Source organism: Sporosarcina sp. GW1-11, assembly GCF_033088395.1.
Classification (GTDB): Bacteria; Bacillota; Bacilli; order Bacillales_A; family Planococcaceae; genus Sporosarcina.
In genome coordinates this window covers 86,624-109,285 of record NZ_JAPMIW010000007.1, presented here as the reverse complement: position 1 = coordinate 109,285, position 22,662 = coordinate 86,624, and the positions used below count along the sequence as shown (strand labels likewise).

Here is a 22,662-nt window from a genome sequence, read left to right as displayed (position 1 = left end):
ACTAAACTAATTTAGAGATATTTTGGGAGGAAAATTAAACATGAGTAAAATTATTGGTATTGACTTAGGTACAACAAACTCAGTAGTAGCAGTATATGAAGGCGGAGAAGCAAAAGTTATTCCGAATCCAGAAGGTAACCGTACATCTCCATCAGTCGTTGCATTTAAAAACGGCGAGCGTCAAGTAGGAGAAGTTGCAAAGCGTCAATCAATCACGAATCCAAACACAATCATGTCTGTGAAAAGACATATGGGTACGGACTATAAAGTAGAAGTTGACGGCAAAGAGTATTCTCCACAAGAAGTTTCTGCAATGATTCTTCAATACATGAAAGGCTATGCAGAAGAGTATTTAGGCGAAAAAGTAACGAAAGCGGTAGTTACTGTACCTGCTTACTTTAACGATGCGCAACGTCAAGCAACAAAAGACGCTGGAACAATCGCAGGACTAGAAGTAGAGCGTATTATCAACGAGCCGACAGCAGCAGCACTTGCATACGGTTTGGATAAAACGGATGAAGACCAAACAATTCTTGTATATGATTTAGGTGGCGGTACGTTTGACGTATCAATCCTAGAGCTTGGTGATGGTGTATTCCAAGTACGTTCAACTGCAGGTGACAACAAACTTGGCGGTGACGACTTTGATGAAATCATCATGGACTATTTAGTACAAGAGTTCCGTAAAGAAAATGCAATTGACCTTTCAAAAGATAAAATGGCTATGCAACGTTTGAAAGATGCAGCTGAAAAAGCGAAGAAAGACTTGTCTGGTGTAACATCCACTCAAATTTCGCTACCGTTCATCACGGCAGGAGAAGCAGGTCCACTTCACTTAGAAATCACATTGACTCGCGGTAAGTTTGATGAGTTAACGGCAGATCTTGTAGAGCGTTCTATGGTACCTACACGTCAAGCACTTAAAGATGCAGACCTATCTCCATCTGACATCGATCGCGTCATTCTTGTTGGTGGATCTACACGTATCCCAGCAGTTCAAGAAGCTATCAAAAAAGCAACAGGAAAAGAGCCATTTAAAGGCGTGAATCCAGACGAAGTAGTAGCAATGGGTGCAGCAGTTCAAGGTTCAATCCTTACAGGTGATGTAAAAGACGTTGTATTACTTGACGTAACTCCACTTTCTCTAGGTATTGAAACGATGGGTTCTGTATTCACGAAATTAATTGAACGCAACACGACAATCCCTACAAGTAAATCACAGGTGTTCTCAACAGCGGCAGATAACCAGCCGGCAGTAGACATCCATGTATTACAAGGTGAGCGTCCAATGGCGACTGATAACAAAACACTAGGTCGTTTCCAATTGACGGATATTCCACCAGCACCACGTGGCGTTCCACAAATCGAAGTAACATTTGATATTGATAAAAACGGTATCGTAAATGTTAAAGCGAAAGATCTAGGCACTCAAAAAGAACAGAACATCACAATCCAGTCTAGTTCAGGTCTTTCTGATGAAGAAATCGATCAAATGGTTAAAGATGCAGAAGCGCATGCTGAAGAAGATAAGAAGCGTAAAGAAGAAGCAGAATTACGCAACGAAGCAGATCAGCTAGTATTCATGGCGGAAAAGACGCTTAAAGATCTAGAAGGTAAAGTGGACGAAGCTGAAGTAAAAGAAGCAGAAGCAGCACTAGAAGAACTAAAAACGGCTAATGAATCTGGAGAACTTGAGCAAATCCGTGAAAAGAAAGAAAAGCTAGACGGTTTAGTCCAAGCGCTTTCTGTTAAACTGTATGAGCAAGCAGCAGCAGAAGCACAAGCTGCACAAGGTGAAGAAGGAAAAGCAGACGACGATGTAGTCGATGCTGATTTTGAAGAAGTAGACGACAAAGACAAGAAGTAATCCATAGTGATATAGCTATTGACGGAAAAGTCAAAGTCCGAATTCCGGCTTTGACTTTTTCGTTCGTTATCATAACAAAAGTCGGTTCGACATGTTACAATGAACCACAGGTAAAATGCGATGAGGGGTGCAGTATATGAGTAAAAGAGATTATTACGACGTGCTAGGGGTTTCCAAATCCGCATCGAAGGAAGAAATCCGTAAAGCGTATCGAAAACTGTCAAAAACATATCATCCAGACTTGAACAAAGCCGATGATGCAGAATTGAAATTCAAAGAAGTAACAGAAGCGTTTGAAGTATTAAGTGATGAGAATAGACGCGCAGAATATGACCAATTTGGCCATGCTGGACCCGGACAAGGATTTGGTGGATTCGGTGGAGGCGGTGGAGATGGTTTTGGTTTTGAGGATATTTTCAGTACGTTCTTTGGTGGTAGTGGAAGAAGAAGAGATCCAAATGCACCGCAAAAAGGTAATGATCTTCAATACACGATGACTGTAGACTTCATGGATGCAATTTTCGGTAAAGAAACTGAAATTGAAATCCCACGTGAAGAAGAATGTTCTACATGTGACGGATCTGGTGCTAAAAAAGGCACGAGTGTCAAAACATGTACAACATGTAATGGTGCGGGTGAAGTTTCCGCTACCCAAAACACACCATTTGGTCAAGTAGTGAACCGTAGAACATGTTCAACATGTCAAGGTACGGGTAAAATCATTCCTGAAAAATGTACAACTTGTTACGGTAAAGGTCGCGTAACGAAAAACAAAGTTATTAAAGTAAGTATTCCTGCAGGAGTAGACCAAGGTCAGCGTTTACGCGTAGGAGGCCAAGGGGAAGCGGGCATAAACGGTGGACCTCCGGGAGATTTATATATTGTCTTTAATGTACGTCCACATAGTCGTTTCATTCGAGAAGAAGACGATATTATTTTAGAACTCACATTGACGTTCCCGCAAGCTGCACTTGGAGATGAATTGGAAGTGCCGACTGTGCATGGTAAAGTGAAGTTGAAAATCCCAGCAGGTACACAAAACGGTACAAACTTCCGTTTACGTGGTAAAGGAGTACCGAACGTTCACGGTCACGGTATAGGAGATCAGCACGTCATTGTTAAAGTTGCGACTCCGAAGAAAATGACAGAAAAACAAAAAGAATTATTGCGTGAGTTTGCTTCTATTGAAGGTGAATCACCGGATGAGTATTCTAGCTCATTCTTTGACAAAATCAAACGTACTTTCAAAGGCGAATGAAAGGATTGAACAACTGTGAAATGGTCTGAAGTTTCCGTCCATACGACGCATGAAGCTACCGAAGCGGTGGCAAATATCTTGCATGAAGCAGGAGCGAGCGGAGTCGTTATTGAAGATTCCGAAGAACCTGATAAAGAACGAGTCGATGTCTACGGTGAACTCTATGCATTGGATAAAGATGACTTTCCAAGTGAAGGTGTCATCATTAAAGCATATTTGCCGGTGAATAGTTTCATCAACGAAACCGTCCAAAAACTAGAACTCGAAATTGAAGGACTCCGTGAGTTTTCATTGGATCCAGGACGCTTTACGATCGGCATCACAGAAGTCGATGAGCAGGACTGGGAAAATTCTTGGAAACAGTATTTTCATCCAGTAAAAATTTCTAAAGTTTTTACCATCGTGCCGACGTGGGAAGAGTATACACCTGTCGAAACGGATGAATTAATCATTGAATTGGATCCAGGTATGGCATTCGGTACGGGGACACATCCTACAACTGTACTCTGCTTACAGGCATTAGAGAAATATCTACAACCGGAACAAACAGTTGTTGACGTCGGTACTGGCTCAGGTGTGCTCGCAATTGGTGCGGCATTGCTTGGTGCGAAAAACATTACCGCACTCGATCTAGATGAAGTAGCAGTCCGTGCAGCACAAGAAAACGTTGCTTACAATCACGTAGAAGACCGGATTACTGTACTAAAAGCGAATTTACTAGATGCGATAGAAGAACCACCAGACTTGATCATCGCTAATATTTTGGCCGACATTATTATGTCCTTCTCAAAAGATGCCTATGATCTCGTCAAACCAGGCGGCTTGTTTATCGCATCTGGAATTATCGGCCAAAAGCGCGATGAAGTACGTAACGACTTGATGTCGCACGGATTTGAAATTGTCGAAACGGTATTGATGGAAGACTGGGTTGCAATTATTGCTCGTAAAGGTCGTGAATAATTATGCAACGCTATTTTATTGATCAGCCATTTGATGAACAAAACCTTTCCGTGATTAGCGGTGATGATAGTAAACATATCGTTAAAGTGATGCGTATGACGGAGGGGCAAGAAATAGTAACAGTCTATGGCGGCATTGCCGTGGTATCGACTATTGAAGAGATTCTAGACAACCAAGTTATCGTATCGAGGCAACGTGAACTCGAACAGCTGACAGAAATGCCAGTTTCTGTGACACTTGCTTGTGGTCTTCCAAAAGGTGATAAGCTTGATTTGATTACGCAAAAAGGTACTGAACTCGGCATGAAACGGCTTATACCTTTGGCGACAAGCCGATCCATCGTTAAATGGGATCCGAAAAAAGGCGTTAAACGTGTAGAACGATTACAAAAAATCGCCAAAGAAGCAGCGGAACAATGTCACCGAAATGAAATTCCTGAAATAATGCCAGTCCAAACGGTTAAGCAAATGATTGACTATGCTGCAACTTTTGATGTTAAGTTATTCGCTGATGAAGAAGATGCGAAAAGCGATATGCCACATAAGATTGCAGACCGACTGAAAAACGTGTATCATGGACAATCGATAGTCGTTGTCTTTGGTCCTGAAGGTGGATTAGCCAGAGAAGAAGCGGTTTTACTAGAAGATGCTGGATTCCTTCCGGTGTCGTTAGGTCCAAGGATCTTACGTACAGAAACGGCTCCATTATATACATTGTCCGCCATGTCTTATGAATTTGAATGAAAGAGGTGAGCAGCTTATGTCTTCAGTTGCTTTTCATACGTTAGGCTGCAAAGTGAACCATTATGAAACAGAAGCGATTTGGCAGTTGTTTCAAGAAGCAGACTACGAGAGAGTAGATTTTGATAAAGATTCCGATGTCTATGTGATCAATACATGCACTGTAACGAATACAGGAGATAAAAAGAGTCGCCAAGTAATACGTCGCGCGATCCGTAAAAATCCTGATGCCGTTATTTGTGTAACAGGTTGCTATGCGCAAACATCTCCTGCCGAAATTATGGCAATACCTGGCGTTGATATCGTTGTAGGTACGCAAGATCGTACAAAATTGCTTGGCTTAATTGAGCAATTCCGTGAAGAACGTCAGCCGATCAATGCGGTGCGTAATATTATGAAAAATCGTGTCTATGAAGAATTGGATGTTCCTACGTTCACAGACCGTACTCGTGCGTCTCTTAAAATCCAGGAAGGATGCAATAACTTCTGTACGTTCTGTATCATTCCGTGGGCTAGAGGCTTAATGCGTTCACGTGATCCACAAGAAGTCATTCGTCAAGCCCAGCAATTGGTTGATGCGGGCTACTTGGAAATCGTGTTAACGGGTATTCATACAGGTGGTTATGGCGAAGATCTGAAGGAGTATAATCTTGCTCGGCTACTACGTGATTTAGAAAGCCAAGTTAAAGGCTTGAAACGACTTCGCATTAGTTCAATCGAGGCAAGTCAACTAACGGATGAAGTAATTGATGTTTTGCGCGATTCCAATATTGTTGTCCGGCATTTACATATTCCAATCCAATCCGGCTCGAATAGCGTTTTGAAGCGTATGCGTCGGAAATATACGATGGAGTTCTTCTCTGAGCGATTGACTCGTCTCAATGAAGCGTTACCTGAACTCGCAATCACTTCAGACGTTATCGTCGGATTCCCTGGCGAAACAGAAGAAGAGTTTATGGAGACGTATAATTTCATTCGTGATCATAAATTTTCTGAACTACATGTGTTCCCTTATTCTAAGAGAACAGGTACACCTGCAGCGCGTATGGAAGATCAAATCGATGAAAGTATAAAAAATGAACGCGTTCATCGTTTATTGACATTGAATGATCAATTGGCGAAAGAATATGCAGCTCGTTTTGAAGGCGAAGTGCTGGAAGTGATTCCAGAAGAGCGTTATAAACTTGATCCACAGCAAGATCTTTACGAAGGCTATACAGATAACTATCTGAAAGTCGTCTTGCCAGCTGACGAATCGATGGTCGGACAAATCGTACGAGTAAAAATTACGAAAGCTGGGTATCCTTATAACGAAGGACAACCTGTACGTATACTTGAAGGTGAAAAGCTTCATATTTAAGGATGGCCACCTGTGATGGGTGGTCTTTTTCGTGCAAGAAAATACAGGCTTTGTTATACTGTTAGAAACGAACGTAAAAAGGAGCGCTTTCATTGACTAGAAATTATGCCGCTTATATTGATCATACGTTGCTAAAGGCTGATGCTACAAAACAGCAAGTTTTAGAACTGTGTGAAGAGGCTAAAAAGTATACATTTGCTTCCGTCTGTATCAACCCAACATGGGTTAAGACAGCAGCGGATGCATTGCAAGGTACAGCTGTCAAAGTGTGTACAGTCATCGGTTTTCCGTTAGGTGCAAGCACGACAGCAGTGAAAGTTAGTGAAACGAATGATGCAATCGACAACGGTGCAAGCGAGATCGACATGGTGTTGAATATCGGGGCATTACACAGTGGACTACTTGAACAAGTGCAACAAGATATCGAAGGTGTAGTCGCAGCGGCAAAAGGTAAAGCCATTGTAAAGGTGATTATCGAAACCTCTTTACTCGACGATGTTCAAAAACGCAGAGCATGCGAACTAGCGGTATTAGCTGGTGCAGACTTCGTTAAAACATCCACGGGCTTTTCAACGGGAGGAGCTACTCCAGAAGACGTGAAATTAATGCGGTCTGTCGTTGGGCCGGAAATTGGTGTTAAAGCATCTGGTGGTGTGCGTAGCCTAGCTGATGTTGAAAAAATGATCGAGTTCGGAGCAACGCGCATCGGAGCTAGTTCAGGTGTCGAAATCATGCAAGGTCTACAATCTTCTGCTGATTATTGACACGGTTTTTAATTGCATTGAGAAACTCTAAATAATATTCTAATAGTTTTTTATTGACCGGTTGAACTTTTTGCGATATAATTTTATAGTACATAGCATACTGTTATGTTCGAAGTGTGCTCGGAGGGAGGGACAAGAGATATGACTAAGACAGTCGTTCGCAAAAATGAATCACTTGAAGACGCTCTTCGCCGCTTCAAACGTACTGTATCCAAGAGTGGTACAATACAAGAGGTAAGAAAGCGTGAATTCTACGAAAAGCCAAGTGTAAAACGTAAAAAGAAATCAGAAGCGGCACGTAAACGCAAATTCTAATTTCTGCCTACATTGAATTTTGACTTTAACCATTAATGTAATATCTTATAAACCGAAAATCCTTCCATGGATTTTCGGTTTATTTTAGTTTTCTCTTGATATATTAAATAAGAGCTATTTTGAAAGTGAGTAGCTGACTCTTTGTAAAGACATACTTTTATGGAGTAGAATTAGGATTGGAGCAATCAATAACTTTATGAGATAAAATTTTTCATTAATTTTTCATTAATTTTTGATTAAATGAAACCAAATGCTTCTTCAAACGTAAATAGTAAGTATAATAGGCTGTAGAGAGAGGTGAGAAAATAATGACTAAAATGATTAGGTCAGTTTTTCTGCTCATTTTATTCATCGGAACAATCGCATTGCCTTTTATACATTCAGACGCAGCTGAAACGAAAGTATATCGAGTACCACTCCATCAAGAAGTGGAGAAGGGCCTACATGCCTTTTTGCAACGCTCTTTTAAAGAAGCTAAGGCTGCAGGAGCAGAAACGATTGTGTTAGATATAGACACCCCAGGAGGCTTTGTAGACGCAGCCGATCAAATCGCAAAACTGATGAAATCGACAGACGCAGAAATCGTCGCCTTTATCAACGACCGGGCACTTTCGGCAGGCGCGTTCTTAGCGCTCTACGCAGATCAAATCTACATGACGCCGAACGGCTCTATCGGAGCAGCACAAGTTATCGATGGTTCTGGGAATGCAGCAGAAACAAAAGCGAACAGTTATTGGCTGGCACAAATGAAAAATGCTGCATTGCATAAACCACGTGACCCGAAATATGCGCTTGCAATGGCTGATCCAACAATCGACATGCCAGAATTTCGTGCACAAAAAGGTGAGTTATTGACGCTCACTGCTGATGAAGCCGAGAAAGTAGGTTATAGTGAGGGGACTGTCGCGACGTTTGATGAGTTGCTACAAAAACTAGACTTAGCTGATGCTACAGTCATTTCCACAACGGAAACATTCACGGAAAAAGCGGCTCGTTTCATTACGAATCCGATTGTCGTACCGATTTTACTGTCAGTGGCCAGTCTTGGATTGATTGTAGAATTGTATTCACCAGGCTTCGGTATACCAGGCACCATGGGACTCACTGCCTTGTTTTTATTCTTTTATGGGCATACAGTGGCAGGATTAGCGGGATATGAGACCTTGATCTTATTCCTTTTAGGTATAGGACTTCTCATTGCCGAATTCTTCATTGCAGGTGGGATAGCAGGAATCTTCGGGGTTCTCGCTATCGTAGGAAGTATATTACTAGCGGGTACAAACTTGGCATTTATGGCAATTTCAGTTCTGATTGCGATAGCCGTAGCGAGTATAGGAATGGTGGTTATTATGAAATTCTTCGGAAAAAGACTTCATCTGTTGAATAAAATCATCCTAATGGATACGATCGATACGGAAGACGGTTATGTATCCAATGAAAACCGTACGGAACTATTGCATAGAGTCGCGACTACGTTAACTCCACTCTACCCATCGGGCGTAGCTGAATTAGACGGCGAACGTATTGATGTTGTATCAGAAGGTAGTTATATTGAAAGCGGTAAAGAAGTAGTGATTGTTGCGGTTGAAGGTTTCAGAATCGTAGTTAGAGAAAAGAAGAAAGAGGAGGAAACAAATTTATGATGACCGGACTTGGAACGATTGGACTGGTAGTAGCAGTCTTTTTCATTATTATCGTACTGGCAGTATTCTTCACGTTTGTCCCTGTAACGCTATGGATTTCTGCCATTGCAGCAGGCGTACGAGTAAGTATCTTCACACTAATCGGGATGCGCTTGCGTCGGGTTATTCCGAGTAGAGTCGTTAATCCACTGATTAAAGCACATAAAGCGGGCTTGACAGTATCGATTAACCAATTAGAAAGCCATTACTTGGCTGGAGGTAACGTAGACCGTGTTGTCAACGCTTTAATTGCTGCGCAACGTGCGAACATTGCTTTGACATTTGAAAGAGCACAAGCAATTGACTTGGCGGGGCGTGACGTACTTGAAGCAGTTCAAATGTCCGTTAACCCGAAAGTTATTGAAACACCATTTATCGCGGGTGTTGCGATGAACGGTATCGAAGTAAAGGCGAAAGCGCGTATTACAGTACGTGCAAATATCGATCGCCTCGTTGGTGGTGCGGGTGAGGAAACTGTAGTTGCCCGTGTTGGTGAAGGGATCGTAAGTACAATCGGTTCTTCCGTCAGCCACGCGAAAGTACTTGAAAATCCGGATATGATTTCTCAGACTGTTCTTAAAAAAGGTCTAGATTCCGGTACAGCATTTGAAATTCTATCTATTGATATCGCGGACGTTGATATCGGTAAAAACATCGGTGCCGAACTTCAGACAGAGCAAGCGATGGCAGATAAAAATATTGCACAAGCAAAAGCAGAAGAACGTCGTGCGATGGCTGTTGCAAGCGAGCAAGAGATGAAGGCAAAAACACAGGAGATGCGCTCGAAAGTTGTCGGTGCAGAAGCTGAAGTGCCTTTGGCTATGGCAGAAGCATTGCGTTCAGGAAATATCGGAATTATGGATTACATGAACTACAAAAATATTCAAGCTGACACAAGTATGCGTGACTCCATCAGTAAGGTAGGCGGAGAGCAACAATCTAAAGAAGGTAAGAAAGACTAATTACACGATGAATTCCCGGGAAGGGGATGCATAATGGAACAACTCATTATATTGATCGTCATGCTGGCACTCAGTTCGCTATTCGGTAAAAAGAAGAAAAATCCCGAAGAGCAGAAGCCGATGAGCGAGCAACGACCGATTCATACACAAACGAAAAAAGTAGAACCAGAACGTACGAATAAACCTCGTTCACTAAAAGATCTTTCAAGAGATTTGTTCGAAGATATTCAGAAAGAGTTCAAGGACTTGCAGACAGAAATAGAAGAACCTAAACAACAAGCACCGCAAACGGAAGTATTTTATCCGTCGCAGCCTAAACCACAGCAACAACGACCGGCTAAACCAGCTTCTCCAGCGCGTGCGGAACGTTCCGAGCGTCAACCAAGCAGAGGTAGACTCCATTCGGAGAGGTCAACTGTAGTAGTGGACGATTCACGGATTCTGCAAGAAGACTTGATTCCAAAAACTTCAAAACAAGTTTTGCAAGGAATTGTCTATTCCGAAATTTTAGGTCCACCAAAAGCTAAACGGTAATCATGCAACCCCCAAACTCATCATAGGATGAGTTAGGGGGTTTTTTCGTGAAAAAATTATTCGCACTTCATCCATCTATTATATTAGATGAATTCAATTCATTACGGATAACGGGCTATTATCAAATAACGGCCTTAACTGAACAATCCATAACTTTTCAAACAGATGACTATGCCCTAAGCATCAAAGGTGAAGACGTATTAGTCCTTGAACTGACTGAACAACATGCCCACATATCGATTACAGAACTTACAGAAGTGACGATACGACATAAACCCGCTGAGGAACGTTTGTATGAGTCATAAGCGCTTTGAAGTTCAATTGACCAATGTAGGTAGGGCATCCGCATTTCTTGGGAAGTTGCAGGCAGAACAAGTCAAAATTCAGCATGTCTATGTGGCGGGGACATCGGTATATTTCGAAACGGATCGCAAGGGTATAGAAAAGATTCGACGATTTAGAAGGAAGTATCGAGTACAAGTGAAGATTTCGCGTGTAGGCAGTGATTCGGTAGAGTATCGTTTGTTTTCTTCTTGGTTATTTATTATTGGTTGCATCATTCCTCTTAGTGCATCGCTGTTTCTGTGGGACATTAAAGTTGAAAGTGATGTGCCTGAAGTAGCGGAGCGGATTGAAATGAAACTAAAAAAAGCGGATATTAAAGTTCCAGCCCTCTTATCTAGGTTGCCTGAAGAAGATGAAATTCGTAGACTGCTGATGCAAGATGAATCATCTTTGTCCTGGATCCGTTTTACGCAGACAGGTACTTCTTTTATCGTTTCCCCTATGCTCGCTCCACTGTCTGCTGAAACCAAAGAAGAGGTGAAGAAAACGCCCTCCCATCTAGTCGCTAAAACAGGTGGTGTCATTACTCACTTCGCTTTAACGAGAGGTGAACGTGCTAGCATAATTCATCAGACCGTCAAGAAAGGAGATATGCTCGCAACGGGAATTCTGGAACAAGGTGAGAAGACAACAGTAGTTGGAGCAGATGGAGAAGTATTCGCGGATTACTGGTTAGAATACCATTTTGAATTACCGCGGACGGTCACGTATTTCATTCAAGGGGAAGAAGAAGTGCACATCGATTGGCGAACACCGTGGCTCAAAAACGCAGCAGGAACTATGCGTTTAAGGAATCCCATTCTTTTCAATAAAACGCGTGTAGATCCGATGCATACGGTACGACTCGAGAAAGGGATGGAAGAGACAGTCATTCTACCGCTATTAAAGTATGATCTATTGTCAAAGAAGGCGAATAAGCGCATAATTAAAGAAGAAAATGTTTTACATGTATCGTTCACTAATGATAAAGTGAAGGGGACTATACTATTTTTAATTAATGAGAACATTGCTGAAAAACGACCGATAACTCAAGGAGACTGAATATATTGAGCGAACAAACCATTCAACTGCATATTGAAGAACCAAACGAAGCGGTTATGCTTCTTGGTATTTCCGATCAAAACATGAATTTGATCGAAGAAGAATTGAGTGTCTCGATCCGTACGAGAGGCGAGAACGTTTCAATTACTGGAGAAGAAGAACAGGCTGAAGCAGCAAAAGCGTTACTAGAACAATTACTAAAAGTCATCCGCAAAGGTATAAACATTAATTTGCGGGATGTTGCCACAGCAATTGAAATGGCGAAAAACAGCACCATCGAATATTTTGCCACATTGTATGATGAAGAAATTGCACGCAACACAAAAGGCAAAGTTATTCGTGCCAAGACAATCGGACAGCGCGAGTACGTGCAGGCGATACGTTCAAGAGATCTTGTTTTCTGTATTGGACCTGCCGGAACAGGAAAAACGTATCTCGCAGTTGTTATGGCTGTGCAAGCGATGAAATCCGGCTCTGTTAAGCGAATTGTCTTAACTCGTCCTGCTGTAGAAGCAGGGGAGAGTTTAGGTTTCCTTCCTGGTGACTTAAAAGAGAAAGTCGATCCTTATTTACGTCCGCTTTATGATGCGCTTCATGATATACTTGGATCAGAACATACTGACCGCCTAATGGAACGTGGTGTCATCGAAATCGCACCGCTAGCGTATATGCGGGGCCGTACATTAGATGATGCATTTGTCATTTTGGATGAAGCACAAAACACAACAAAAGCTCAAATGAAAATGTTTTTAACGCGATTAGGATTCGGCTCCAAAATGGTCATCACAGGTGACAAAACGCAAATCGACTTACCGCGTGGCATAGAATCAGGATTGATTGTGGCAGAGCATATATTGAAAAACGTACAAGATATTCAGTTTAATTATCTAGAGCAAGGTGACGTCGTACGACATCCAATCGTCGCGAAAATCATTGATGCATACGAAAAAGAGCAGTCATCGCACTAATGACTGCTTTTTTCATGAACTAAAAAAATACATAGTAGGTGGCTGGCAGAGGAGGGAGGCATGTTCATGGCAGCTTTAAAAAGATTGTGTTCACAACTGCGAGACGTGAAATTTATAGTTGTTTTACTCCTTGTCGTCGCAGTGTCTAGTGTTCTGTTGTTCTTCCTAATGTATGGAAGCAATCAAAATGAAACATATGAAATCTCTGTGTATGAAATTTCACCAAAAACCATTCGCTCACCAAAGACGATAGAAGACGCTGATAAGACGGAACTCGAACGCATCCGAGCAGAGCAAGCGGTTCCGACAGCCTATCGTTACTCGGAAGATATAATGAAAAACAGACAAGCGATCATTAGCTCGATTTTCACAGCGGTTAGTGATGTGAATGTCGAAACGAAAAAAGATCAAACCATCACAGTAAATGAGAAATTGACGAAATTACGAACGAAACTAAAAGGGATGGAGAAAGAGGATTCTTTTTACGTATTGTCAGATGCTCAATTGAAACAACTTCTAGCAGCCGAGCAGAAAGATTTGGATAATCTGCATGAGCTATTATTGCTTGCGGTTGGCGGAGAATTAGCCAAGCCATTCAAACAAGATCAGCTTTCGATGCATCGTTATGAAGTCGAGCGCAGAATCCGCCAAACGAATACACTGCCGAATGATTTACTGGACGTAGCATTGACGATTGGTCGCACAGCAATTGTAGAGACGGAAGTGGTGGACAAACAGCTCACTGTGAAAAACAAAAAGGATGCACGTGCATCTGTTGAACCGATTCGTATTTTGCAAGGGCAAGTCCTGGTCAGAGAAGGTCAGCTGATTGATCGTGACATTTATCAGCAATTGAAGATTTCTGGCGTTTTAACGAATCAATCGTCCATTAAACCAACACTTGGCATTGTACTATTTGTCTTGTTTATCTCTAGTTTAATTACAACTCACTTCATGAATTCAAAAAAGTCGGACCCATTTAAAAAGAAAGCATTGATCATTTTTTATGTCATCTTATTTATGGCTGTGATCCTCATGAAAATCGTTAGCTATATCGATGATGAATTCGATGTGCTCATTGCGTTTTTATTTCCAACAGCACTCGTTCCAATGCTCGTTAAATTATTGATCAATGAACGGGCAGCTGTGCTAGCTACAATCATCACGGCAGCAACTGCGGGGATCATGTTGCAAGAAGGTTTGGCAACAATCATGCAGATGGAAGTCGCGCTGTATATCTTATTTGGCGGGATTGTCAGTATATACTTACTGCATGAGCATGGTCGACGTTCGACGATATTACAGACGAGCTTGGGTGTTGCGTTTTCGAATATTATGTTTATCATATTCTATTTGCTTATGACACAGACGAGTTATACGATGACTGAACTGACCTTTTACGCTCTGGCAGCTATTGCGTCAGGTGTGTTGTCGGGTGCGTTGACGATGGGACTTCTACCTTTTTTCGAGTCTAGCTTTCAATTGCTTTCGAATATGCGACTCGTTGAATTGTCGAATCCAAATCATCCGCTGTTAAAGAAAATATTAGTTGAGACACCCGGTACATATCACCATAGTATTATGGTTGCGAATTTGGCGGACGTTGCATGTGAGTCGATCGGTGCCAATGGACTACTTGCCCGTGTAGGTAGTTATTATCATGATATTGGCAAAACGATTCATCCAGGTTTCTTCATTGAAAATCAGCATGGTAACCGGAGTTTACATGATACACTGACACCGGAAAAGAGTCGTGATATTATAATTGCACACGCAGAAGATGGTGCAAAAATTTTAGAGGAGCATCATATGCCCGCTGAACTAATCGACATCGCGAGACAGCATCACGGAACGAGTATTTTGAAGTTCTTCTATGTCAAAGCTAAAGAACAAGATCCCGAAGTACAACAGCAACAATTTAGGTATCCTGGTCCGAAGCCGCAAACGAAAGAAATTGCGGTCATTATGATTGCGGACAGCGTGGAAGCGGCTGTACGTTCCATGAAAGATCCGACACCTGAAAAAATTGCTACACTCGTTGAATCCATTGTTCGCATGAAAGTGGAAGATGATCAGTTTGATGAATGTGATCTATCGATGAAAGAGATTAAGCGGGTGAAAAAAGTTATTTGCGAAACATTAAATGGGATTTTCCATAATCGAATTGAATATCCCGATTAAAAAGGAGTGCGAGCGTGATGATAGACTTTTATTTTGAAGATGAAACAGAAGCAGTTGATCAAAGTTCAGAAACTTTGATAACGAATCTATTGAACCATGCGGCGAAAATGGAAGAGTTGGAAGGGCTTTATGAATTATCCATTACGTTTATGGATGATGCGGCAATCCAAGAAGTGAATGCGGAATATAGAGGTAAAGATCAGCCGACAGATGTGATTTCCTTTGCACTAGAGGAGTTATCTGAAGGAGAAGTAGCTATTGTTCAAGAACGTGATATGCCAGTCGTTCTCGGCGATATTATTATCTCGATTGACACAGCAAAGCGCCAAGCAACAGAGTATAATCATACATTCGAGCGGGAACTTGGATTTTTGGCTCTACATGGTTTCCTTCATCTACTTGGATACGATCATTTGGACGAGGAACAAGAAAAGGAAATGTTTGGAAGACAAACAGAAATTCTAACTTCATATGGTTTGGAACGGCGGTGATCTGATGAAAATTTTTTTCAAATCGTTCGTCTATGCGTGGACGGGTATTGCAGACGGCTTTGCTAATGGACGAAATATGAAATCACATGCGATTTCCGCAATCATCGTAATTGTTGCCGGCATACTGACAGGTCTTTCCGTTTCGGAATGGTGTATCATTATTCTTTTGATGGGCGGGGTGATGGCCCTTGAATTAATGAATACGGCGGTTGAATATGTGGTGGATTTAGTGACGCTTGACTTCCATCCGCTAGCGAAAAAAGCAAAAGATATCGCAGCTGGCTCAGTGTTAATTTTCGCAATAGCCAGTGCCGTTATTGGTTGCGTGATTTTCTTGCCAAAATGGTTTGGGTAATAGATGTTATAAATTGGAGTTGAACTAGATGACGAATGAACAACTATTGAATGAAGCAAAAATCGCCATGCAGAATGCCTATGTTCCATACTCCAAGTTCCCAGTGGGGGCAGCGTTAGAAGCGGAAGATGGTACAATCTATCATGGATGTAATATTGAGAATTCTTCCTATGGACTATCAAACTGTGCAGAGCGGACAGCGATTTTTAAGGCAGTTTCTGAAGGTGTGAAAACTTTTAAATCGCTTACGGTTATTGGTGACACGGACGGGCCAATTGCACCATGCGGGGCTTGCCGTCAAGTCATTGTTGAGTTTTGTGCGCCAACGATGCCCGTTTATTTAACAAACCTTAAAGGTGACGTACAAGAGACGACTGTTGAAAAATTATTACCAGGTGCTTTTTCCAAGGAGGATTTAGACTATGCAGAAGAAAGATAAACCTTTTAAATCAGGCTTTATTTCAATCATCGGACGTCCGAACGTAGGGAAATCAACGTTCATCAATCGTATGGTTGGTCAAAAAATTGCAATCATGAGCGACAAGCCACAAACGACACGAAACAAAGTGCAAGGAATTGTCACAAGTGAAACGTCTCAAATGATTTTCATCGATACACCAGGTGTCCACAAACCGAAGCATCGTCTCGGTGATTTCATGTTAAAAGTTACTCGTAGTACGTTGAGTGAAGTTGACGTTATTATGTTCATGGTCAATGCAGATGAAAAAATCGGTACAGGCGATCGTTTTATTATGGAATGGCTAGAAAAATCTGAAACACCGGTATTCCTCGTCATCAATAAAATTGACTTAGTTCATCCCGATGAATTATTCGAGATTATCACTTCGTATTCAAATGAAATGAAATTCGCTGAAGTAGTTCCAATTTCGGCATTGAACGGTAATAATATCGAACGCCTCGTGGAAACATTAGAAAGCTACTTAGAAGAAGGTCCACAGTTTTACGACGCGGAGCAAGTAACGGATCATCCAGAACGCTTCATCATTTCTGAAATGATTCGTGAAAAAGTCTTGCACACGACGCGTGAAGAAATTCCGCACTCCATTGCGGTCACTATTGAAAGTATTGAGCAAGATCCTGCCACCGATAAAACACATATTCGTGCAACGATTATCGTAGAGCGTGATTCACAAAAAGGAATCGTTATCGGTAAAGGTGGTAAATTGCTGAAGGAAGTCGGCGTAAAAGCAAGAAAAGATATCGAAATGTTACTTGGCCATAAAGTTTATCTAGAATTATGGGTCAAAGTTCAGAAAGACTGGCGTAACCGTCCAAGTCGCTTAAAAGAATTTGGATTCAATGAGGAAGATTATTAACATCTTCATCTATCCATGGTGAAGGGAAGAGTGCTTTGTTAAACAAGATTGAAGGGTTTATCATTAAAAGCATACCGTACGGAGAATCAAATAAAATCGTCACAATCTATTCAAAAGAAGCTGGAAAAATCACGGCGATGGCTAGGGGTGCGAAAAAGCCTGCAAGCCGACTGGCAGCCATTACTCAAACGTTCACACATGGATTTTTCCTCGTGCGAGCGAGTAGAGGGATGGGGTCACTTGAGCAAGGGGAGCTAATAAGCAGTGTTCGCCACATCCGTTCTGACCTCGAAACGACAGCTTATGCCGGTTTAGTCGTTGAATTGATCGATCGGTTAACAGAGTCGGACAAGCCAAATGTAGGGATCTTCAGATTGCTTGATGAATCATTCCGTGCGATGGAAGAAGAATATGATGCAGAAGCAATTTCGCTGTTTGTTCAATGGAAAATGTTGCCGGTCGCTGGTATTCATCCAATCCTTCATGAATGTGCAAACTGCGGCGCAACGGAAGGCGAATTTTCATTTTCCTTCCAGCAAATCGGTTTCCTCTGTCATCGTTGTTTCTCAATTGATCCGTACATCATTCGTCTATCGCCTACACAAATTAAATTGATTCGGATGTTTTATAATGTTCCGTTAGACCAAATCGGCAAGTTGACGTTGAAGAAAACTACGAAAACGTTTATGCAAAAGATCGTGTCGACGATTTATCAGGAGCAAACTGGGATTTACTTAAAATCACGAAAGTTTATTGAACAACTAGAACGTACGCCAGAATTACAGAAACGAAAAGAAACCCCGGAAGAAGAAGGCTAACTTCACTTCCGGGGTTTTCATATTAGAACTGTAGGTGTTTTTGGATATAAGCAGTTACGTCAGCAATCGGCATACGCTCTTGTTCCATAGAATCACGGTGACGAACTGTCACTTGCTGATCTTCCAATGAATCAAAGTCGAATGTGATACAGAATGGTGTTCCGATTTCATCTTGACGACGGTAACGACGACCAATGGATTGGGAATCATCATACTGTACTGGGAAATGCTTCGCTAATTCTGCGTATACTTTTGTTGCATCATCAGCTAATTTCTTAGACAATGGCAAAACTGCTGCTTTAATCGGTGCAAGTGCAGGATGGAAACGTAATACGGTACGTGTATCTCCATCTTCCAACTCTTCCGTATCAAATGCGTCGCAAAGGAATGCCAATGTTACGCGGTCTGCACCTACTGAAGGTTCGATACAGTACGGTACATACTTTTCATTCGTGACAGGGTCTTGATAATGGAAGTCTTCGCCTGAATATTCCATATGACGCGTCAAATCGAAGTCCGTACGGTTAGCGATACCCCAAAGCTCGCCCCAACCAAATGGGAATTTATATTCGATATCAACAGTACCTTTAGAGTAGTGAGATAGCTCGTCTTCATTGTGCTCACGAAGGCGGATATTATCTTCTTTCAATCCAAGATTCAATAATAGGTTCTTGGACTGATCGCGCCAATACTCGTACCATTTCTCATCTTCACCTGGTTTACAGAAAAATTCAAGTTCCATTTGTTCAAATTCACGTGTACGGAACGTAAAGTTACCCGGTGTGATTTCGTTCCGGAAGCTTTTTCCTACTTGTGCAATACCAAATGGAACTTTTCTTCTCATAGAACGTTGAACGTTTTTAAAGTTCACGAAGATCCCTTGTGCCGTTTCTGGACGAAGGAAGATTTGGTTAGCGGATGAATCCGTTACACCTTGGCTCGTTTTGAACATCAAGTTGAACTGACGGATTTCTGTGTAATCCATTGCATCACATGTCGGACAAACAATGTTGTGCTCCTGGATTAATTCGAACATTTTTTCAAATGGTAGGCCGTCAACGACCAATTCAATTCCTTTTGCATCTAATGCTTCTTCGATTAGTTTATCAGCACGATGACGTGTCTTACATTTTTTACAGTCGATCATTGGGTCATTGAAGTTACCGATATGACCAGATGCTTCCCATACTTTCGGGTTCATTAAAATAGCAGAATCGAGTCCTACGTTATAAGGTGATTCTTGAATGAATTTCTGCCACCAAGCACGCTTGATGTTATTTTTAAGCTCGACACCTAATGGACCGTAATCCCATGTGTTGGCCAATCCACCATAAATATCAGACCCTGGGAATACAAAACCTCGTTGTTTTGAAAGATTTACTACTTGTTCCATAGATAACATTCTAAACGCCTCCAATTAAAATAAGCACTCGTCTCCGGACATAATCATGTCCGGGGACGAGTGCATGATGACCCGCGGTTCCACCCCGATTGGTTTTTCAACCCACTTTCATAACGAATGTTTCAACTCCCGGCCGCCGTTTTCGTGTAGTACAGGCTTTCACTATCCCTGTTCGCTTCGTTTTACACTACTTATTAACCATTCTTCGTTTACTTCATTCAAAATTAGTTTAGCATGCTTCTCCTTTCTTCGCAATAGCGAGCATCTTGATATATAATTAGACAGTAAATACTACTTTGAAGTCTGAAGGCGGTGACATGTTTGGAATTAAATACACGTCAGAATGAAATCCTTGATATCGTCAAAGAAAATGGACCCATTACGGGAGAACAAATTGCAGTGCGTTTACGTTTGGCGCGCGCGACGATTCGCCCGGATTTGGCGATTCTAACGATGGCGGGCTTTTTAGATGCGCGTCCGCGTGTAGGTTATTTCTATTCTGGCAAAAAACCTATCCAATCGGTTGCAGACGGTATGGTAGATATGACAGCGGCTGATTTTCAATCAAGACCTGTCGTGATTACGGAAAACCTTTCAGTCTATGATGCAATCTGCCAGCTGTTTTTGGAAGATGTAGGAACGTTATTCGTTGTAGACCAGCAATCCTTTTTAACTGGCGTCCTATCGCGTAAGGATTTATTGCGAACAAGCATCGGAAGCACGGAATTAGATAAAATTCCTGTGCATGTTATTATGACCAGAATGCCGAACATTATGTATTGTAAGAAGCAGGATACACTTATTTCTGTAGCCAAGAAGATGATGGAAAGCCAAGTCGATTCATTGCCGATTGTCCATGAGAAAAAAGGTGGGCTTGAAGTGATTGGCCGGATTACTAAAACAAATATTACAGCCGCATTTCTTTCATTGGCGGAAGATCACGATTTATGAGGGGTGACTGTATGGCGAGATTTACATTATTTATCGTCTCAGATTCTGTTGGAGAAACTGCGGGCCTCGTAACGAAGGCTGCCGCGAGTCAATTTCGACATGATTTGGAAACGGTTTCTATAAAAAGATTTTCTTATATTGAAGAAGTTTCGCAGTTAGAAGAAATTGTGTTCTTGGCAAAGCAACAGAAAGCGCTAATTGTTTTTACATTGGTCAAAAGTAATATGAGAGAACAATTGCATATACTTTGCGAAGAATTGGCAGTGGAGTGCGTTGATTTGCTTGGTCCATTAATGGAGAAGATTGGAAACCAGTTAGAGCAATCACCTTTTGAAGAGCCGGGTCTCGTACGTAAGTTGGATGATGAATATTTCAAAAAGATTGAGGCCATCGAATTTGCGGTGCGCTATGATGATGGAAGGGATCCCAAAGGAGTTCTTGAAGCGGATATTGTATTGATTGGCATCTCTAGAACTTCTAAAACCCCATTGTCACAATTTCTAGCGAATAAAGGATATAAAGTTGCGAATGTTCCGCTTGTACCAGAGGTGGAACCTCCAGCAGAATTATTTTCTATTGATCCGAGTCGATGTTTTGGATTATATAGTTCCGTCGAGCAATTGCATTCGATACGGAAAGCACGTTTGGAGACGTTAGGCTTGAAAGATGATGCGAACTATGCGAAAATAGCACGTATTCAACAAGAGATAGACTATTGCAAGGACATGACAACTAGAATCGGTTGCGATGTCATCGATGTGACGAATCGCGCAGTGGAAGAAACCGCTAATATGATTCTCAAAACACTTACAGCAAGGAAGGCCAACTGAACATGATAGTTGGGTCTTCTTTTTTCTGCGCGTCTTTCTTTGGAAGTGTTCCTGTTTTCAGCTAGTCTTCTCATTTCTTTGTAACACATTGTTCATACTAACCGCGAAAAAACACAGCGAATCCTGTCGATAAAGAAGGTTTTTTGGGAAAAGCATCGAATGTAGGTATATAGAGTAGAAATGGTGATAGAATGACAAGAATATCTGACGAGACAATTGAAGAAATCCGTACAGGAACCGACATTGTCGATTTAATCAGTGAATATGTTCAACTAGCTAAAAGAGGTAAGAACTGGTTTGGACTTTGTCCGTTCCATGAAGAGAGTAGTCCTTCTTTCTCTGTCTCTGAAGACAAGCAATTATTTCATTGCTTTGGTTGTGGAGCAAGCGGCAATGCCATTACCTTTATGATGGATATGGAAAACCGTACGTTTGTTGACGCCATCATTCAACTCGGTGGCAGGATGGGAATGGAATTAGAGGCTTCGCAAAGTGAACCAACGACGAAGACTTCATCCAATCAGCAAATGCTGAAAGCCTATACGTTGGCCGCCAATTTTTATAGCCATTTGCTCTTAAACACCATAGAAGGCGAAAAAGCATTAGAATACCTAGAAAAAAGAGGATTTACGCGTGATCAAATCGAACAATATGAGATAGGATGGTCTCCTGTTCAATCAGATGCACTAGCAGCACTACTCAAAAGACAAGGTTTTGATCTGAAAGAAATGGAAACCGCAGGACTTTGCTTTCAAAAAGAAGATGGATCGGGTTATTTCGACCGTTTCAGGGGTAGAATTATGTTTCCTATTCAAGATGATAATGGTGTCACGATTGCGTTCTCCGGAAGAAGACTGGAGGATTCGACTTCTGACGCCAAATATATCAACAGTCCTGAAACACCCATCTTTGAAAAGAGCAAAGTTTTGTTTAATTTTCATCGTGCACGTCTTAATGTTCGGAAAACGGGTAAAGTAGTATTATTCGAAGGTTTCATGGATACGATTGCCGCAGATCGAGGGGGTATAGGGAACACGGTAGCTGTCATGGGTACCGCGTTATCCGGACATCATATTGTGAAGCTAAAACGAATGGCAAAAAAAGTCGTCATTTGCTGTGACGGTGATTCTGCTGGCTGGGGGGCTGCCAAACGATTTGCCGATAGCTTGATGGATAGTGGAATGGATGTACTCATAGCCACTTTACCCGATCGAATGGATCCTGACGATTATATTACAGAGCACGGAGCCGAAGCGTTTATAGAGAAGATTCTTGATCAGCCGCTTTCATATAACTCTTTTGTTGCAGCTTATTATAGAAGAGATAAGAATTTAACGATTGATCATGATATTAAGCAATACGTTCATGAAGTATTTAGTGAGCTCGCACACCGTTGTTCACCTATTGAGAAAGATTTACTTATACAACAACTCCACAGTGAAACACACGCTTCAAAAGAGTCGCTTGGGCAGGAGTTTACCAAGGCGATCGCGAAAAAGAC

General features: G+C 41.7%; 23 protein-coding genes. 22 read left to right on the top strand and 1 reads right to left on the bottom strand.

From position 1 onward, the window contains the following. Positions 1 to 40 precede the first annotated feature (40 nt). The 19 genes from dnaK (at position 41) to recO (ending at position 17,978) form a co-directional block, all read left to right on the top strand. Positions 41 to 1,867, top strand: coding sequence for a molecular chaperone DnaK (gene dnaK, locus ORD22_RS06745; RefSeq protein WP_317645161.1), 1,827 nt, complete (start codon positions 41 to 43; stop codon positions 1,865 to 1,867). 136 nt (positions 1,868 to 2,003) lie between these two features. Beyond that, entirely contained in the window at positions 2,004 to 3,125 is a 1,122-nt protein-coding gene (gene dnaJ / locus ORD22_RS06740; RefSeq protein WP_317645160.1) for a molecular chaperone DnaJ, read from the top strand. A 15-nt stretch (positions 3,126 to 3,140) separates the two neighbouring features. Beyond that, complete coding sequence (gene prmA / locus ORD22_RS06735; RefSeq protein ID WP_317645159.1) at positions 3,141 to 4,085, top strand: 50S ribosomal protein L11 methyltransferase; 945 nt, start codon at positions 3,141 to 3,143, stop codon at positions 4,083 to 4,085. A gap of 2 nt (positions 4,086 to 4,087) precedes the next feature. After that, on the top strand, positions 4,088 to 4,828 hold the full coding sequence (locus ORD22_RS06730) for a 16S rRNA (uracil(1498)-N(3))-methyltransferase (protein WP_317645158.1): 741 nt from the start codon (positions 4,088 to 4,090) through the stop codon (positions 4,826 to 4,828). Positions 4,829 to 4,844: 16 nt separating this feature from the next. Continuing rightward, positions 4,845 to 6,185: a tRNA (N(6)-L-threonylcarbamoyladenosine(37)-C(2))-methylthiotransferase MtaB gene (mtaB, locus tag ORD22_RS06725; RefSeq protein ID WP_317645176.1), complete on the top strand. Its 1,341-nt coding sequence runs from the start codon at positions 4,845 to 4,847 to the stop codon at positions 6,183 to 6,185. A 92-nt stretch (positions 6,186 to 6,277) separates the two neighbouring features. Next, on the top strand, positions 6,278 to 6,949 hold the full coding sequence (gene deoC / locus ORD22_RS06720; RefSeq protein WP_317645157.1) for a deoxyribose-phosphate aldolase: 672 nt from the start codon (positions 6,278 to 6,280) through the stop codon (positions 6,947 to 6,949). A 141-nt stretch (positions 6,950 to 7,090) separates the two neighbouring features. Beyond that, entirely contained in the window at positions 7,091 to 7,264 is a 174-nt protein-coding gene (gene rpsU / locus ORD22_RS06715) for a 30S ribosomal protein S21 (protein ID WP_009496905.1), read from the top strand. A gap of 308 nt (positions 7,265 to 7,572) precedes the next feature. Continuing rightward, the gene (locus ORD22_RS06710) at positions 7,573 to 8,907 is read left to right on the top strand and encodes an NfeD family protein (protein WP_317645156.1); all 1,335 of its coding nucleotides are present in this window, start codon (positions 7,573 to 7,575) and stop codon (positions 8,905 to 8,907) included. Beyond that, on the top strand, positions 8,907 to 9,908 hold the full coding sequence (gene floA, locus ORD22_RS06705; protein WP_411567628.1) for a flotillin-like protein FloA: 1,002 nt from the start codon (positions 8,907 to 8,909) through the stop codon (positions 9,906 to 9,908). Before ORD22_RS06710 ends, floA begins: the two co-directional genes overlap by 1 nt. A 33-nt stretch (positions 9,909 to 9,941) precedes the next feature. Next, complete coding sequence (locus ORD22_RS06700; RefSeq protein ID WP_317645154.1) at positions 9,942 to 10,442, top strand: hypothetical protein; 501 nt, start codon at positions 9,942 to 9,944, stop codon at positions 10,440 to 10,442. A 47-nt stretch (positions 10,443 to 10,489) separates the two neighbouring features. Beyond that, positions 10,490 to 10,747 (top strand): YabP/YqfC family sporulation protein, encoded by a 258-nt coding sequence (locus tag ORD22_RS06695; protein ID WP_317645153.1) that lies wholly within the window; start codon positions 10,490 to 10,492, stop codon positions 10,745 to 10,747. After that, positions 10,737 to 11,828, top strand: a complete 1,092-nt coding sequence (locus ORD22_RS06690; protein ID WP_317645152.1) for a sporulation protein YqfD — start codon at positions 10,737 to 10,739, stop codon at positions 11,826 to 11,828. The genes ORD22_RS06695 and ORD22_RS06690 overlap by 11 nt, the downstream gene beginning before the upstream one ends. Before the next feature lie 5 nt (positions 11,829 to 11,833). Continuing rightward, the gene (locus ORD22_RS06685) at positions 11,834 to 12,796 is read left to right on the top strand and encodes a PhoH family protein (RefSeq protein ID WP_317645151.1); all 963 of its coding nucleotides are present in this window, start codon (positions 11,834 to 11,836) and stop codon (positions 12,794 to 12,796) included. A gap of 66 nt (positions 12,797 to 12,862) precedes the next feature. After that, on the top strand, positions 12,863 to 14,977 hold the full coding sequence (locus tag ORD22_RS06680) for an HD family phosphohydrolase (RefSeq protein WP_317645150.1): 2,115 nt from the start codon (positions 12,863 to 12,865) through the stop codon (positions 14,975 to 14,977). Between the two features lie 17 nt (positions 14,978 to 14,994). Next, positions 14,995 to 15,468: an rRNA maturation RNase YbeY gene (gene ybeY, locus ORD22_RS06675; protein WP_317645149.1), complete on the top strand. Its 474-nt coding sequence runs from the start codon at positions 14,995 to 14,997 to the stop codon at positions 15,466 to 15,468. 4 nt (positions 15,469 to 15,472) lie between these two features. Next, positions 15,473 to 15,823 carry a diacylglycerol kinase family protein gene (locus tag ORD22_RS06670; protein ID WP_317645148.1) on the top strand — a complete coding sequence of 117 codons (351 nt, stop codon included), beginning with the start codon at positions 15,473 to 15,475 and terminating at the stop codon, positions 15,821 to 15,823. Between the two features lie 28 nt (positions 15,824 to 15,851). Further along, complete coding sequence (locus ORD22_RS06665; RefSeq protein ID WP_317645147.1) at positions 15,852 to 16,262, top strand: cytidine deaminase; 411 nt, start codon at positions 15,852 to 15,854, stop codon at positions 16,260 to 16,262. Then, on the top strand, positions 16,246 to 17,160 hold the full coding sequence (gene era, locus ORD22_RS06660; protein WP_317645146.1) for a GTPase Era: 915 nt from the start codon (positions 16,246 to 16,248) through the stop codon (positions 17,158 to 17,160). The genes ORD22_RS06665 and era overlap by 17 nt, the downstream gene beginning before the upstream one ends. Before the next feature lie 35 nt (positions 17,161 to 17,195). Next, positions 17,196 to 17,978 (top strand): DNA repair protein RecO, encoded by a 783-nt coding sequence (gene recO, locus ORD22_RS06655; protein ID WP_317645145.1) that lies wholly within the window; start codon positions 17,196 to 17,198, stop codon positions 17,976 to 17,978. 22 nt (positions 17,979 to 18,000) lie between these two features. Here recO and ORD22_RS06650 read toward each other — a convergent pair whose 3' ends face one another. Further along, positions 18,001 to 19,380, bottom strand: a complete 1,380-nt coding sequence (locus ORD22_RS06650) for a glycine--tRNA ligase (RefSeq protein ID WP_317645144.1) — start codon at positions 19,378 to 19,380, stop codon at positions 18,001 to 18,003. Between the two features lie 312 nt (positions 19,381 to 19,692). Here ORD22_RS06650 and ccpN point away from each other — a divergent pair, with 312 nt between their 5' ends. The 3 genes from ccpN to dnaG form a co-directional block, all read left to right on the top strand. Next, the gene (gene ccpN, locus ORD22_RS06645; RefSeq protein WP_317645143.1) at positions 19,693 to 20,331 is read left to right on the top strand and encodes a transcriptional regulator CcpN; all 639 of its coding nucleotides are present in this window, start codon (positions 19,693 to 19,695) and stop codon (positions 20,329 to 20,331) included. 11 nt (positions 20,332 to 20,342) lie between these two features. Continuing rightward, positions 20,343 to 21,161 carry a pyruvate, water dikinase regulatory protein gene (locus ORD22_RS06640; protein WP_317645142.1) on the top strand — a complete coding sequence of 273 codons (819 nt, stop codon included), beginning with the start codon at positions 20,343 to 20,345 and terminating at the stop codon, positions 21,159 to 21,161. Positions 21,162 to 21,352: 191 nt separating this feature from the next. Then, positions 21,353 to 22,662: DNA primase (gene dnaG, locus ORD22_RS06635; protein ID WP_317645175.1), on the top strand; the 1,310-nt coding region annotated here is incomplete at its 3' end.